18 protein-coding genes and 1 riboswitch are annotated in these 14980 nt (G+C 42.6%); of the genes, 17 read left to right on the top strand and 1 reads right to left on the bottom strand.

What is annotated here, in order from left to right; translation table 11 throughout:
• Positions 1-4 precede the first annotated feature (4 nt).
• The 17 genes from ACU8V8_RS13110 (at position 5) to ung (ending at position 14639) form a co-directional block, all read left to right on the top strand.
• Positions 5-1207 carry an NADH:ubiquinone reductase (Na(+)-transporting) subunit B gene (locus ACU8V8_RS13110; protein WP_446887806.1) on the top strand — a complete coding sequence of 401 codons (1203 nt, stop codon included), beginning with the start codon at positions 5-7 and terminating at the stop codon, positions 1205-1207.
• Positions 1200-1949 (top strand): Na(+)-translocating NADH-quinone reductase subunit C, encoded by a 750-nt coding sequence (locus tag ACU8V8_RS13105; RefSeq protein ID WP_446887805.1) that lies wholly within the window; start codon positions 1200-1202, stop codon positions 1947-1949. The genes ACU8V8_RS13110 and ACU8V8_RS13105 overlap by 8 nt, the downstream gene beginning before the upstream one ends.
• A complete protein-coding gene (locus ACU8V8_RS13100; protein WP_016708691.1) occupies positions 1949-2581 on the top strand; it encodes an NADH:ubiquinone reductase (Na(+)-transporting) subunit D in 633 nt (210 codons plus the stop codon). The genes ACU8V8_RS13105 and ACU8V8_RS13100 overlap by 1 nt, the downstream gene beginning before the upstream one ends.
• Before the next feature lie 10 nt (positions 2582-2591).
• Positions 2592-3200 (top strand): NADH:ubiquinone reductase (Na(+)-transporting) subunit E, encoded by a 609-nt coding sequence (gene nqrE, locus ACU8V8_RS13095; RefSeq protein ID WP_016708692.1) that lies wholly within the window; start codon positions 2592-2594, stop codon positions 3198-3200.
• A 19-nt stretch (positions 3201-3219) separates the two neighbouring features.
• Entirely contained in the window at positions 3220-4449 is a 1230-nt protein-coding gene (gene nqrF, locus ACU8V8_RS13090) for an NADH:ubiquinone reductase (Na(+)-transporting) subunit F (RefSeq protein ID WP_446887804.1), read from the top strand.
• 96 nt (positions 4450-4545) lie between these two features.
• Positions 4546-5577 carry an FAD:protein FMN transferase gene (locus ACU8V8_RS13085; RefSeq protein ID WP_446887803.1) on the top strand — a complete coding sequence of 344 codons (1032 nt, stop codon included), beginning with the start codon at positions 4546-4548 and terminating at the stop codon, positions 5575-5577.
• An 84-nt stretch (positions 5578-5661) separates the two neighbouring features.
• Positions 5662-5874 carry a (Na+)-NQR maturation NqrM gene (gene nqrM, locus ACU8V8_RS13080; protein ID WP_087530980.1) on the top strand — a complete coding sequence of 71 codons (213 nt, stop codon included), beginning with the start codon at positions 5662-5664 and terminating at the stop codon, positions 5872-5874.
• 88 nt (positions 5875-5962) lie between these two features.
• Positions 5963-6580, top strand: coding sequence for a histidine phosphatase family protein (locus ACU8V8_RS13075; protein ID WP_446887802.1), 618 nt, complete (start codon positions 5963-5965; stop codon positions 6578-6580).
• A gap of 27 nt (positions 6581-6607) precedes the next feature.
• Positions 6608-6738, top strand: a riboswitch (cobalamin riboswitch).
• A gap of 88 nt (positions 6739-6826) precedes the next feature.
• Positions 6827-7648, top strand: a complete 822-nt coding sequence (locus tag ACU8V8_RS13070) for an ABC transporter ATP-binding protein (RefSeq protein WP_446887801.1) — start codon at positions 6827-6829, stop codon at positions 7646-7648.
• A complete protein-coding gene (locus tag ACU8V8_RS13065) occupies positions 7632-8639 on the top strand; it encodes a FecCD family ABC transporter permease (RefSeq protein ID WP_446887800.1) in 1008 nt (335 codons plus the stop codon). The genes ACU8V8_RS13070 and ACU8V8_RS13065 overlap by 17 nt, the downstream gene beginning before the upstream one ends.
• Positions 8640-8641: 2 nt before the next feature.
• Positions 8642-9703 carry a nicotinate-nucleotide--dimethylbenzimidazole phosphoribosyltransferase gene (cobT, locus tag ACU8V8_RS13060; protein ID WP_446887799.1) on the top strand — a complete coding sequence of 354 codons (1062 nt, stop codon included), beginning with the start codon at positions 8642-8644 and terminating at the stop codon, positions 9701-9703.
• 3 nt (positions 9704-9706) lie between these two features.
• A complete protein-coding gene (locus ACU8V8_RS13055) occupies positions 9707-10516 on the top strand; it encodes an adenosylcobinamide-GDP ribazoletransferase (protein WP_446887798.1) in 810 nt (269 codons plus the stop codon).
• Complete coding sequence (gene cobU / locus ACU8V8_RS13050) at positions 10513-11034, top strand: bifunctional adenosylcobinamide kinase/adenosylcobinamide-phosphate guanylyltransferase (RefSeq protein ID WP_446887797.1); 522 nt, start codon at positions 10513-10515, stop codon at positions 11032-11034. Before ACU8V8_RS13055 ends, cobU begins: the two co-directional genes overlap by 4 nt.
• A 2-nt stretch (positions 11035-11036) precedes the next feature.
• Positions 11037-12512 (top strand): cobyric acid synthase, encoded by a 1476-nt coding sequence (locus ACU8V8_RS13045; protein ID WP_446889641.1) that lies wholly within the window; start codon positions 11037-11039, stop codon positions 12510-12512.
• 11 nt (positions 12513-12523) lie between these two features.
• A complete protein-coding gene (gene cobO / locus ACU8V8_RS13040; RefSeq protein WP_446887796.1) occupies positions 12524-13123 on the top strand; it encodes a cob(I)yrinic acid a,c-diamide adenosyltransferase in 600 nt (199 codons plus the stop codon).
• Positions 13123-13980 carry a cobalamin-binding protein gene (locus tag ACU8V8_RS13035; protein ID WP_446887795.1) on the top strand — a complete coding sequence of 286 codons (858 nt, stop codon included), beginning with the start codon at positions 13123-13125 and terminating at the stop codon, positions 13978-13980. The genes cobO and ACU8V8_RS13035 overlap by 1 nt, the downstream gene beginning before the upstream one ends.
• Entirely contained in the window at positions 13977-14639 is a 663-nt protein-coding gene (gene ung, locus ACU8V8_RS13030; protein ID WP_256827237.1) for a uracil-DNA glycosylase, read from the top strand. The genes ACU8V8_RS13035 and ung overlap by 4 nt, the downstream gene beginning before the upstream one ends.
• A gap of 73 nt (positions 14640-14712) precedes the next feature.
• Here ung and ACU8V8_RS13025 read toward each other — a convergent pair whose 3' ends face one another.
• The gene (locus tag ACU8V8_RS13025; RefSeq protein WP_087530970.1) at positions 14713-14901 is read right to left on the bottom strand and encodes a DUF3545 family protein; all 189 of its coding nucleotides are present in this window, start codon (positions 14899-14901) and stop codon (positions 14713-14715) included.
• Positions 14902-14980 lie beyond the last annotated feature (79 nt).

Raw genomic sequence — 14980 nt, 5'->3', positions numbered from 1 at the left:
AGAGATGGGTTTAAAGAAATTTCTAGAAGATATCGAGCCGCATTTTGAAGCCGGTGGTAAACATGAAAAGTGGTATGCCCTGTATGAAGCAGCTGCAACTATTTTTTATACCCCAGGCTATGTAAATAAAGGCGCGACACACGTTCGTGACAACATCGACCTAAAACGTATGATGATTTTAGTGTGGATGGCGACGTTCCCTGCTATGTTTTTTGGTATGTTCAATATTGGTCATCAGGCCGCCGGTGCATTAGCACAAGGTTTTGAACTAGCAAACTCTTGGCAAGTTGGTTTGTTCCAGTTATTTGGTGGTGAATTAACCGCTGAGGCTGGCTGGGGCGCTAAAATGTTTTACGGGGCATGCTTCTTCTTACCAATCTACGCAGTAACCTTTGCTGTGGGTGGTTTTTGGGAAGTTTTATTTGCTTCAGTGCGTAAGCATGAAGTTAACGAAGGCTTCTTCGTAACGTCAGTGTTATTCGCTTTGATCCTTCCTGCAACGATTCCTTTATGGCAAGTAGCGTTAGGTATCACGTTTGGTGTAGTAATCGCGAAAGAAATCTTTGGTGGTACTGGCCGTAACTTCTTAAACCCTGCATTAGCGGGCCGTGCATTTTTATTCTTTGCATACCCTGCGCAAATTTCAGGTGACACAGTATGGACCGCAGTAGATTCATTCTCTGGTGCAACTATGCTAGGTCAAGCGTTTGTTGGTTCACTAGACTTTAGCAACATGGAGCTATGGTGGAATGCGTTTTACGGTTTCATTCAAGGTTCAGTAGGTGAAACATCTACACTTGCGTTGTTAGTGGGTGGCTTATTCCTTATCTATGTTCGTATCGCTTCTTGGCGTATCGTGCTAGGTGTGTTCTTGGGTATGGTTGCAACTGCATTCTTATTAAATGCAATTGGTTCTGATACTAACCCAGTATTTGCAATGCCTTGGCATTGGCACTTAGTATTAGGTGGTTTTGCTTTTGGTATGTTCTTTATGGCGACAGATCCTGTGTCTGCGGCATTTACAGATAAAGCAAAATTCGCATACGGCGCACTAATTGGTGTGATGGTAGTAATGATCCGTGTAATCAATCCTGCATTCCCTGAGGGTATGATGCTAGCAATCTTATTTGCTAACTTATTTGCACCATTATTCGATCACTTTGTAGTGCAGGCTAATATCAAGCGGAGGTTGGCACGTAATGTCTAGTAATAACGAATCAATCGGCAAAACGCTAACCGTTGTTGTTGCACTATGTTTAGTGTGTGCAATCATCGTATCGTTTGCTTCAGTTCAGCTTCGCCCATTACAGCAAGCTAACAAAACGCAAGATATTCAGAAAAATATCTTAGCAGCAGCGGGTATCGATGCAGTTGAAAATATCTCTGATACGTTCAACTCTAAAATCGAAGCACGTGTAGTAGATATGAGTACAGGTGAGTTTGTCGAAACTGACCCTAACAGTTTTGACTTTGAGAAAAGTAAATTTGACCAAAAAATTAGTTTTGCGTTAAAAGCAGAAGGCATTAAAGACATCGCTGGTATTCAGCGTATGACTAAAGAGTCACCTGTTTACATCTCTAAAAAAGCAGACGGTTCTACAGACGCTATTATTTTACCAATCCAAGGTTATGGCCTTTGGGGTGTAATGTATGGTTTCTTAGCGCTTGAAAGCGATGGCGAAACGGTTAAAGATATTAACTTCTACAAGCACAATGAAACACCAGGCTTGGGTGGCGAAATCCAAAACCCACAATGGACTGCAACATGGGGTGGCAAAGAGCTACCAGTTGATGTTGTGAAAAGCGGTGCTAAAAACGATCATCAAATTGATGGTTTGTCAGGCGCAACTTTAACGTCTAATGGTGTTGATCACGCAGTTGACTTTTGGACTGGCGATAACGGCTTTGGTCCTTTCCTTGCGAGAGTACGTGAAGGAGCGTTGAAATAATGGCTGATACTAAAGAAATGAAGTCGGTCCTATTTGGTCCGGTACTGGCAAATAACCCAATCGCACTACAAGTACTTGGTATTTGTTCTGCGCTTGCGGTAACGTCGAGCTTAAAAAATGCTCTAATCATGTCAATCGCATTGACGTTGGTTACTGCTTTTTCAAGCTTCTTTATCTCAATTATTCGTAACCAGATCCCGTCATCTGTGCGTATTATCGTGCAAATGACTATCATTGCGTCATTGGTAATCGTTGTTGACCAAGTATTACAAGCCTTCTCTTATGCTACGGCGAAAGAGTTGTCTGTATTCGTTGGTCTGATCATTACAAACTGTATCGTAATGGGTCGTGCAGAAGCGTATGCGATGAAGTCGCCACCGCTTATGTCATTCCTTGACGGTATCGGTAATGGCTTAGGTTACTCAGTAGTGTTACTAACTGTTGGCTTTATTCGTGAACTATTTGGTAAGGGTACATTATTTGGTGCTGAAATCATCCCTCTTGTACAAGACGGTGGTTGGTATCAACCTATGGGTCTATTGATTTTACCACCTAGTGCATTCTTCATCATTGGTTTATTCATATGGGTACTTCGTACTTATAAGAAAGACCAAGTAGAAGCGAAAGGGTAAGGGGCAGACAATGGAACATTATATTAGTTTATTCGTAAAAGCGGTTTTCATTGAAAACTTAGCGCTAGCCTTCTTCCTAGGTATGTGTACTTTCCTTGCTGTATCAAAGAAAGTAACAACATCTATCGGCCTAGGTGTGGCAGTTATCGTGGTGTTGGGTATCTCAGTACCAGTTAACAACTTGGTTTATCATGCGGTTCTTGCACCGGGTGCACTTGAGTGGCTTGGTTACCCTGAAGCGGATCTTAGCTTCTTACGTTTCTTGACTTTCATTGGTGTTATTGCAGCACTGGTACAAATTCTTGAAATGGCATTAGATAAGTTCTTCCCTGCACTATATAACGCGTTAGGTATCTTCCTACCATTGATCACAGTTAACTGTGCAATCTTTGGTGCGGTATCTTTCATGGTAGAGCGTAACTATAACTTCGGCGAGTCTGTGGTTTATGGTATCGGTTCTGGTGTAGGTTGGGCGCTAGCAATTACATTACTTGCTGGTATTCGTGAAAAAATGAAATATTCAGACGTGCCAGACGGCCTGCGTGGTTTAGGTATTACCTTCATCACTGTTGGTTTAATGGGTCTTGGCTTTATGTCATTCTCTGGTATTTCACTTTAATAGGTAGCGAGGATAAATCATGAGTTATGAGATTTTCTTAGGCGTTGGTGTTTTCATCGCTATCGTTGTACTACTAGTTTTAGTCATCATTGGTGCTAAATCTAAGTTAGTTGCAAGCGGTGACATCATCATCGGCGTAAATGGCGATCCAGATAAAGCCATTAAAACATCAGCAGGTAGTAAGCTATTAGGTGCACTATCTGAGTCAGGTATTTTCGTATCATCTGCATGTGGTGGCGGTGGCTCTTGTGGTCAGTGCCGTGTACACATCAAAGAAGGTGGCGGCGATATCTTACCAACAGAACTTGATCACATCTCTAAAGGTGAAGCCCGTGAAGGCTGTCGTTTAGCGTGTCAGGTAAATGTTAAAAACGACATGGAAATTGAACTTGAAGAGTCAATTTTCGGTGTTAAGAAGTGGGATTGTGAAGTTATCTCTAACGATAATAAAGCAACCTTCATCAAAGAGCTTAAGCTACAAATTCCTGATGGCGAATCAGTACCGTTCCGTGCGGGTGGTTATATTCAAATTGAAGCCCCTGCGCACCACGTTAAATACGCTGACTTTGATGTACCAGAAGAGTATCGTGGCGATTGGAACCATTTTGGTTTCTTCAAGCTGGAGTCAAAAGTAGACGAAGAAACAATTCGTGCTTACTCAATGGCTAACTACCCAGAAGAAGAAGGCATCATCATGCTTAACGTGCGTATCGCTACGCCGCCGCCAAGAGATTTAAGCTTACCTTGTGGTAAAATGTCATCGTACATTTGGTCACTTAAAGAAGGTGATAAAGTGACTATCTCTGGTCCATTTGGTGAGTTCTTTGCAAAAGACACTGATGCTGAAATGGTATTCGTAGGTGGTGGTGCTGGTATGGCGCCAATGCGTTCACATATCTTTGATCAACTAAAACGTTTGAACTCTAAGCGTAAGATGAGCTTCTGGTATGGTGCACGTTCGAAACGTGAAATGTTCTACGTAGAAGATTTTGACGGCCTAGCGGCTGAAAATGACAATTTCGTATGGCATACAGCACTTTCAGATCCACAACCTGAGGATAACTGGGAAGGCTACACAGGCTTTATCCATAACGTGTTATTTGAGAATTACCTTAAAGATCACGAAGCGCCGGAAGATTGTGAGTTCTACATGTGTGGTCCTCCAATGATGAACGCAGCTGTTATCACAATGTTGAAAGACTTAGGTGTTGAAGACGAAAATATCTTACTAGATGATTTTGGTGGCTAACACTGATACCAAAACAGTTTAGTTTTGGTTAGAATATCAGCCTCGTAGCAATGCTTGTTACGAGGCTTTTTTATTTCAAATTTAAAGTAGGCTGCCATGAATAGAGTTTTTCACCCGCAGGCATTAATTGCCTTATTTTTTCTTACTCTCACTTTACTCATATCTGGTTGTGGCCAAAGTGATGAGCCTAAAGAGCTTTACCTTGAAGGTAAAACCATGGGCACTACCTATCACATCAAAGTATTTGCCAAGCAAGAAAAACTCGATACATTGAATTTACTGCCTGAAATTACCGAGTTACTAAAAGATATTAACTTATCAATGTCGACTTATATTAAAGAGTCAGAAATCAACCAATTTAATCGTTTAGATGCCGGTGAAGTCATGCCAATTAGCAGTGACTTTAGAGCTGTGGTGAGCGAATCGATTCGTTTAGGCGAGTCAACTAAAACGCTTGATGTGACAATGGGGCCTTTGATTGATTTATGGGGCTTTGGTCCAGATAAAAAACCAACTAAGCGCCCAACAGACAAAGCATTAGCTAACATGATTGCTAAAATTGGGGTTGATAAATTAAAACTGACTGAGCAAGGCTTAGCAAAAACGGTTGACGGCTTAGAGCTTTCGTTTTCTGCCACTGCAAAAGGCTATGGTATAGATAAAGTTGCAGAGCTGCTAGAAAGTCACGGTCTAACTAATTATATGGTCGAAATTGGTGGTGAGCTGCGCATTGCAGGTAAAAAGCCTAACGATCAGGATTGGCGGATAGCGATTGAGCAACCTGATGCAGAGCCAGGCACACGCAAAGTACATCATATTTTAGCGCCAGGTAATAATGGCATGGCAACATCGGGTGATTACCGTATATTTTATGAAATGGATGGTGTGACTTACAGTCATTTGATTGATCCCGTTACCGGTATGCCAAGTCGTCATGATCTAGTATCAGTAACCGTATTACATCCGTCAGCAATGACTGCCGATGGTCTTGCTACTGCATTGACTATTATGGGCATGGATAAAGCTCAAGCCTATGCAGAAAAAAATGACTTAGCGGTCTATCTAATAGCTAAATCGAAGGATGGTTTAGTGACTTATTCGAGCCCAGCATTTAAACCCTATTTGTAGCAGAGCACAAAGCGGTTTATAATACACTCAGCTTGGCTACGTTAGCCAAGCACCTTTTAATTGCTGAACAATAGGGGCTAAGCAATGTCACTTTTTCTTCTTACTTTTGGTTTACTTATTTTAATTGTCGCAGCAATGGCCATTGGCATGATTATGCAGAAAAAATCTATGGCGAGTAGCTGTGGTGGTCTAGGCTCCGTAGGTATTGATAAAGCTTGTGATTGTGATGACCCATGTGACAAGCGTAAAAAGCGCATGGAAAAAGAGCAAGTTTGGAAAGAAAACCAAATTTTATAATCTCAATAAACTAGATTAAAAAGCGCCCTTCACCTTGGCGCTTTTTTTGTGGCTTTAAAAGATTAACTATTCACCATTTAGGTCAGCTATGCAGCCATTCTCAACTAAAGTGTATTTATTACGCCATGGCGAACTTGAACAGCAAAATGTGTTAGCCGGGCGTAGCGACTTTGAATTGAGCAAAAAAGGTGTTCAACAGTTAGACGATAAAGTTGCTGGGCTGAGCGATATCACCACAGTAATAAGTTCTCCTTTAAATCGTTGTAAGCTCTTTGCTAAAAAGCTTGCTAATACTCGCCAACTTCCGCTCAATATAGACAGTGCAATTGCAGAGTATGATTTTGGTGATTGGGATGGGCAAAGCTATGAGATGCTTTGGCAACAAGGTAGCTCACCGACAATCGGAGATTTTTGGCAAAACCCTTGGCAAATTACTCCCCCAAATGGCGAGTCAATGAACGAGTTTTATAGCCGAGTTGAAACTTGGTGGCAGCAATTATTAACGATGATCAGTACACAAAATACAGGAACGCACCTGGTCATCACGCATGCTGGTGTTATTAAGCAGTTGTTAGCTATTTTATGTCAGCTCCCTCGTGAGTCGCTCATTAGCCAAAATGTGTTTTCAATCAATTATGCTGCTCTTATTTGTGTTGATGTATATATTGATGAGCAAGGTGAAGCCTGGCCTAAAATTGTTTTCTAAGGTGTTTTTAGCCATCTAGAAAGATATTAATTGAAATATAAACTCACCCGCTCATAATAGAGGGGTATTTAGGAAGGAGGTGCAAGTCCTCAGCTGTTCCCGCAACTGTAAGCCACATTAGTGATAAGCCAGATACTAAATACGTTACAATCAACTTAAATAACTGAGCGGGTAAACTCATCTTTTTTCATAAGCATTAGCTTGTGTTTACTGCATTGGGTTTTCACGTGCTAGCAGAGATAAACATTGCAGACACCAACAGCGCTTCTCACAGTCGACGATTTATCGTGGACTGTTGCTAATACACCGATTCTAAAAAAAATAAACATCAGCATTGCGCAAGGTCAGTTTATTGGCTTACTTGGACCTAATGGTGCGGGTAAGTCGAGTTTGTTGCGTTGCCTTTATCGGTTTAATAAACCAACATGTGGTCAAGTACTGCTAGGTGCACATGATATTTGGCAATTAAGCGCTGATGATTTTGCCAAGCAGGTTGCTGTGGTCTTGCAAGAAACCCCCTCGCAATTTAATCTATCTCTGTATGATGTTGTCAGTCTTGGGCTCATCCCTCACAAGCGGCTATTTAGCGCAACTACCAATGAAGATAAGCAACTTATTCTTCAAGCTATTAAGCAAGTCGGTCTAACAGAACACTCTAGCCAAGCGTTTGACTCGCTCTCTGGTGGTGAAAAGCAGCGAGCTTTAATTGCCCGTGCCATAGTACAAAAACCACAGCTTTTGATTATGGATGAGCCTACCAGCCACCTTGACGTAAAATATCAAATCCAATTAATGGAATTAGCTAAGTCTCTCGGTGTGACAGTGCTGGCATCGTTTCATGATTTAAATTTAGCGGCCAGCCTGTGTGATGAGCTATTAGTTATCGATCACGGTGAAATCGTTGTATCTGGCACACCGGAGCAGGTTATAACAGAGAGCATGCTCAGCGATGTATTTGGCGTGTGCGCTCAAGTATCTAGCCATCCGCAAAGTCCAGAACGAATAATTCCGCATATAACGTATTTTTATGGTTATCAATCAGGAGAGCTTCATGCAGCTGAAAAATAACCTATTGCTATCGCTAACTGTGGTATTAAGTGTACTGAGTATTTTTGCAGCATTGAGCTTTGGAGCTGCCCCTAGTAAGTTTATTGATGTTTACCACAGCGTAATTGGACAGTGGTTTGGCCAAGGTAGTGATTCGTTTATTGAGCGGATAATTTGGCAGCTACGTTTGCCGCGTACGTTATTGGCATTTTTAGCAGGCTCAGGACTCGCAATTGCAGGGCTAATTTTGCAAACCGTGACCCGTAATCCACTGGCTGACCCCTATTTATTTGGTATTTCATCAGGGGCTTCATTTGGTGTGGTGTGTTTTATGACCTTTACTGGCATCAGTGCTGGGTTGTCAATGTCGCTGGCTGCATTTGTGGGCAGTATGCTGACCATGTGCCTATTGGTATTTATTGCAGGGCGTAGAGCGTCTGCTCAGGTTGAAACAATGCTACTTGCAGGGGTTGCACTGTCGTTTTTATTCAGCGCATTTACCAGCTTACTCCTTTATTTTAGCGATCCTCAAGCAATCACCGCAATATTATTTTGGACCTTAGGTAGCTTTGCAAGAGCGCAGTGGCAAGCACTTTGGTTACCCGCTTTAGCCATCTTCAGTTGTATCATTTTATTAATGAGTTTTAGGCGTCAACTCAATGCTATGTTATTGGGTGATGAAAGTGCCGCGACCTTAGGCATTCCTGTGCAACGCTTTCGCTTGCTAATGTTGATGCTAAGTTCGTTAATTACAGCGCTCTTGGTGGCGTTATGTGGCGGGATTGGCTTTGTGGGTCTGATGATACCCCATATAGTACGTTTTTTCGTATCTCAAGGAACCTTAACAGGCCTTGCTATGACTGCACTCGCTGGCGGTACATTTATGGTCTGGGTGGATGTGCTTTCGCGTATTGTGATGAGCAATCAAGAGCTACCAATCGGGGTGATCACCTCGGCCATTGGAAGTGTATTCTTTTTATCTTTGCTGTTTTTTCGTAAAAAGGTGTATTAATAATGCATTGTGTTAAACCGCTAAATAGGCAATTCGATACGCTGATAAGCGATAAAATTAATCACAAAACTAAACCGCTTGGTGCACTGGGTCTCCTTGAACCACTAGCACAGCAATTGGTGACTATTTTTAGTCAAGATATTGATAATCAAGGTGAATTTTTAGATTTTCAGCCAGCTATAAAACAGCCTACATTAATCGTGTTTGCTGGTGACCATGGTGTTGCAGCGCAAGGTGTGTCAATTGCCCCCAGCGACGTTACCGCGCAAATGGTGGCTAATTTTGCTGCTGGCGGCGCGGCAATTAACGTGTTTTGCAATCAGCTAGGCTGGCAGTTAGAAGTGGCAGACTGCGGTACTTTAACGAAAGTACCCAACACGGACATTCGTGATTGTCGTTTAGGGGGTATCACCGAACCGTTGAATCAACACATGGCTATGAGTACCGAGCAGGTACAACAAGGGTTTAGCAATGCAAAACAACTTGTATTAGAACTTAAAAAGAGTGGCTGTAATACTCTAGCCTTGGGTGAGATGGGCATAGGCAATACCACCAGTGCAGCCGCTATTATGGCGGCAATACTTAAACTCCATGCCAGTGAATGTGTGGGCAAAGGTACTGGCGTAAGTGATGAGGTGGTTGCGCGTAAAGTAAAAGTTGTAGAGCAAGCACTGATCTTACATAAAACTCAACTAGATGATCCTATCAGTTTGCTTGCAGCGCTTGGTGGCTTTGAAATTGTGCATATTGTGGGTGCCATGCTCAGTGCTGCTGAACAGCAAATGGCCGTGCTCGTTGATGGTTTTATTTGTACCGCTGCGGCTTTAGTCGCGATTACAATTAATCCAAATGCAAAAGCGTATTTTATTTTTGCGCACAGCTCAAACGAACAAGGCCATAGTAAAATGTTAGCCCATTTAGAGGTTAAACCATTACTGCAATTAGCTCTGCGCTTGGGAGAAGGAACCGGTGCTGCATTAAGTTTACCTTTGCTGCAAAGTGCGCTCGGTTTTTATAATCAAATGGCAAGTTTTGCCGACGCTGTAGTTGATGATGTGGTGTAAGTGATGACCCAAGTGAAAGCAAGCATCACGCAATGGCAGTTGCTACAATTGGCTATTAGTTTTTTAACCCGGATCCCAATTACACTTCGCTTTGAGGTGACCGGCGATCACTTAAATCAAGCTAGTCGCTATTTTGCATTGGTAGGATTAGGACTTGGTTTAGTACATGCTTTGGTGTTCTACTGCCTACAATTTATATTACCTGTTTCAATGTGTGTGTTGTTAGTGTTAGCGCTGAGCCTGTTAATGACTGGTGCTTTTCATGAAGATGGCTGGGCTGATGTATGGGATGGCTTTGGTGGTGGATGGCAGGTATCACAAAAGTTGAACATCATGAAAGACAGCCGTTTAGGTACATACGGCGCGGCGGCACTTATCATTATATTACTGTTGAAGTATCAAAGCTTAGTGATATTAAGTGATGATAACGGTGTGCTGTTATTTGCTATCATTGCAGGGCAATGCTTAAGCCGTGTTGTTGCGACCAGTATTATTTTTAGCATGGATTATGTCAGCGAAGATGCCAGCGCAAAAGTAAAACCACTGGCTATGCACTTATCTAAAACCAGCTTAGTCACTTTATTATTAACGGCTGCGTTGTTATTTGCCGCTACGTTGATTTTACAGCTTGTCACTTGGCAGGCATTAGGAATAATCACCCTAGCTTTAGTATTCGTACGTTTGATGGTTATGCATTGGTTTAAACGCCAATTAGGCGGTTATACCGGTGATTGCTTAGGGGCGGCGCAACAGCTAAGCGAATTGAGTATTTATATAACGCTCATCGTTTCAATGACGAGTACTGCACAATGAAACCTCAACATACTTTAATTCTTGGTGGTGCCCGTAGTGGCAAAAGCCGCTTTGCAGAGCAATTAGCAACAAACAGTCAACAATCAGTCATATACATAGCTACTGCACAAGGACATGATGATGAAATGCAGGCGCGTATTCATCGTCATCAGCAGCAGCGGCCAGCACACTGGCAGTTAATTGAAGAGCCAATAGCGCTTGCAAACACGCTACTTGAGCATAGTAAAGCTGGTAACTGCATTTTAGTTGATTGCCTTACCCTGTGGCTTACGAACTGCCTATGCGGCGATAATAACTGCTGGGCGCAACAAAAGCAGGCGTTACTTGATGTGCTTCATGTACTACCAGGCCAGGTTATTTTTGTTAGTAATGAAGTGGGGCACGGCATTGTGCCGCTGGGGCAATTAAGCCGCGAATTTGTTGATGAATCAGGCTGGTTACATCAGGCAATAGCAGCACAGGTTGCTCGGGTTGAATTTATAATGGCAGGCTTGCCGCTCACCTTAAAAAGTAGCTAATGATGAAAACAATTATGATTCAAGGCACCACATCCGATGCCGGAAAAAGTACATTGGTTGCCGCTTTGTGTCGGGTATTTGCCGAGCAAGGTATTCATGTTGCGCCGTTTAAGCCACAAAACATGGCACTTAATAGCGCAGTAACCGAAGATGGCGGCGAGATAGGCCGTGCTCAAGCGTTACAAGCAATCGCGGCAAAGGTTGCGCCAAGAATCGATTTTAATCCGGTACTACTTAAACCCAATAGCGATACTGGCGCCCAAGTGATCATTCATGGCAAAGCGATTAGTAACATGGAAGCGGGTGCTTATCACGATTATAAAAAAGTCGCGATGGATGCTGTGCTTACCTCACAACACAGATTAAGTGAAGAGTTTGAGCTGCTGGTTGTTGAAGGAGCGGGGAGCCCTGCCGAAATCAACCTGCGCGCCGGTGATATTGCCAATATGGGTTATGCCGAAGCGGTGGATTGTCCTGTTATTATTATTGCAGATATTGATAAAGGCGGCGTTTTTGCTCACTTAGTGGGTACCTTGGCATTGCTGAGTGAATCAGAGCAAGCGCGAGTACAAGGATTTGTCATCAACCGTTTTCGCGGCGATATTGCACTGCTACAAGGTGGCCTTGATTGGCTTGAAGAGTATACAGGCAAACCCGTACTTGGCGTTTTACCTTATTTGCATGATCTGGCCTTAGATGCGGAAGACGCCGTTGCTATTGATAACACAGTCACGCAAGTGAAAGTCAAAATTGCGGTGTTATTGTTGCCACACATTAGTAATCATACCGACTTTGATGCGCTGCGGTTAAACTCACAAATAGATATAAACTACGTACGCCACACACAGTCTATTCCTAATGTTGATCTGATTATTATCCCTGGTAGTAAAAATGTCATCAGTGATTTAGCCTTTTTAAAAAATGAAGGCTGGGAGGAGCAAATTAAGCGCCACCTTCGCTATGGTGGTAAAGTGCTGGGTATTTGCGGTGGCTTACAAATGTTAGGCACCGATATTTACGACCCTGCGGGGGTTGAGTCAAGCACCCAGCATTGTAAAGGGCTAGGACTTGGTGATTTTACTACTCAATTAGGTGTTGAAAAAGTACTGACGCAAGCATCGGCTGTTATGTATTTGAATGGCGGTGAAGCCCAAGTAACGGGGTATGAAATTCACGCTGGCCAAAGCCGTGGCCCTGCACTTGAACAGCCTTTACTAAAATTTACCACACACCCACAAAGTGTGACATATGATGGTTTTATATCAAGTGACAACAACATAGCAGGTACTTACTTACATGGCCTGTTTGATAGCAGTGCAGCAAGCCAACTGATACTCGACTGGGTGTTACCAAGCAGTGGTATAGAACAGCATATAGATATAAACACACATCGCGAACAGCAACTAACGCGCTTAGCTGATATGTGCAAACAACATTTAGATATTCCACAAATTACTAAAATTTACCAAAACTGGTAAGGAGCAAGCAGATGAGCGACACAAATACCGACAAACACCAACAACGGCAACAAAAAGTAAAAGACAAAGTGGATGAGCGCATTGCTGCAGCGCAAACAGAAAAGGGCGTTTTTCAGGTGATCACCGGCAACGGCAAAGGTAAATCTACCTCAGGGTTTGGTACAGTAACACGCTGTGTCGGCCATGGAATGAAAGCCGCTGTGTGCCAATTTATAAAAGGTACATGGCCTTGTGGTGAACGCAATATATTACAGGGGGCAGGTGTTGAGTTTGTTATAATGAATACCGGTTTTACTTGGGAAACGCAAAATAAAGAGTCAGACACCGCTGCGGCACAAGCCACCTGGCAAGAAGCTAAACGCATGCTTGCTGATGAATCAATCAACCTCGTATTGCTTGATGAAATTACGTATATGATCACCTATGGCTACATTGATTTAGAAGAAGCGTTAGAGGTGATTGCCAATCGCCCGCCAATGCAGTCTCTAATTATAACTGGGCGCGGCGCGCATCGTAAATTAACGGAGTTAGCCGATACAGTAAGCGAAGTACGTAACGTTAAACATGCTTTTGATGCCGGTGTAAAAGCGCAAATTGGCTTTGATTACTAATGTGGGTGTTAAGACTCGCATTATTTATTTGTTTTGCCTTGGCCAGTGTTAATCTACTGGCTGACACTAATAAGCAACAATTGAGAATTGTAGCGCTTGCCCCGCATATAGTTGAAAACCTTTATACCATTGGCGCCGGCGATCAAATCGTGGGAACAGTTGAGTACGCTGACTTTCCTGAGTCAGCGAATAAGATCCCGCGTTTAGGTGGTCATCAAGGTATTCAAATAGAAAAGCTTTTAGCGCTTAAGCCTGACTTGGTATTGGCATGGAAAACAGGCAGTAAAATTGACGATTTAGCTTTGATAGAACGTATGGGTGTTAAGGTCTTATACAGTGAGGCCAATGAAGTTGATAAAGTGCCACAAGAGCTGCTTCGTTTAGGTAAGCTGACAGGGCGAAAAGATGCGGCAAAGCGTGCAGCGACTGAATTTCAGCAAAAATTAGGTACTATAAAAGCCAAACAACAGGGCAAAGTCAGTGTTGCTGTTTTTTATCAGCTATGGCCTGAGCCGATGATGACGGTCAGTAAAAACACCTGGATCAATCAACTTATTGAAATTTGTCATGGTAGCAATGTATTTGCTAATAACCGCACCGATTACCCACTTATTAGTATTGAAAACGTGATCGTTGCAAAACCAGAGGTGATTATTCTTCCTGAGGAAAAATCAAAAACCAAACAACCGATTATTGATTGGCAGCAGTGGCCAGAAGTCCCTGCGGTGAAACATAATCAGTTTATTCAAGTCAACGCCGACTTACTACACCGATTCACCACCCGTATGCTTGATGGGCTAGATGATATGTGTAATAAAATAGATCAATCTAGAGCGGTTATAGAGGATGCAAAATGAGTCAGTGGCAAACATTTTTACAAAGCGAATGTGCTAAACCTTATATGCAAGATACCCTTGCTTATGTTGCCCAAAGGCGCAGTGAAGGCGTTGCGGTTTACCCACCTGAGCATCAAGTGTTTAGTGCTTTTGAGGCCACGGAGCTTAGCAATATAAAGGTGGTTATTTTAGGGCAAGACCCATACCACGGCGAAGGGCAGGCTCATGGCTTATGTTTTTCTGTACAACCTGAGGTGATTAAATTACCACCATCGCTGAAAAATATTTATAAAGAGCTTGTTGCTGATATACCCGGTTTTGTAGTACCACATCATGGTTACTTGCAAAGCTGGGCTGAGCAGGGCGTATTTTTATTAAATACCGTACTGACTGTGGAACAAGGTCAAGCGCACTCTCATAAACATTTAGGGTGGGAGCAATTTACCGATAAGGTGATCACCCATATTAACGATAATACAACCGGAGTGGTGTTTATTTTATGGGGCGCTCATGCGCAAAAGAAAGGTAAGGGGATTGATGTAACCAAACACTTTGTGCTGAATGGCCCACACCCATCACCGCTTTCAGCGCACCGAGGCTTTTTTGGCTGTCAGCACTTTTCTAAAGCGAATAAGCTACTTGAGCAGCAAGGCAAGGCCGCTATAAATTGGCAGCTGTAAGTAACCTGAGGTTAAAAATTAAAAAGGCCGTTAGCTGTTAAGCATGCGGCCATTTAATTTATTACTTGTTAAGTTAAAAATCTAACTCATCAATTGCAATGTTGTCTGCAAAATAGTCTAACTCCTGTAGTTCTTTGCGTAAACGCTGCTTATCTTTTAAAGCTTCGATTTCGCGCCACTTTCTCTTTTTATTCTTCTGAGAGGTCTTTTTTGTTGTACTAGGACCTTCTAATATTTCTAAAATATCGTCTAGGCTATCCATGAACTTCTCCTATTGAATTTTGAACCTCGGAAATACCTATATCACAGGCCAAACTAAAATAGAATAAAAAAGTGACACT

The organism is Pseudoalteromonas sp. SaAl2 (genome assembly GCF_052947895.1).
The sequence above is the reverse complement of the archived record's forward strand: the minus strand, read 5'-3'. Positions and strand labels throughout refer to the sequence as shown.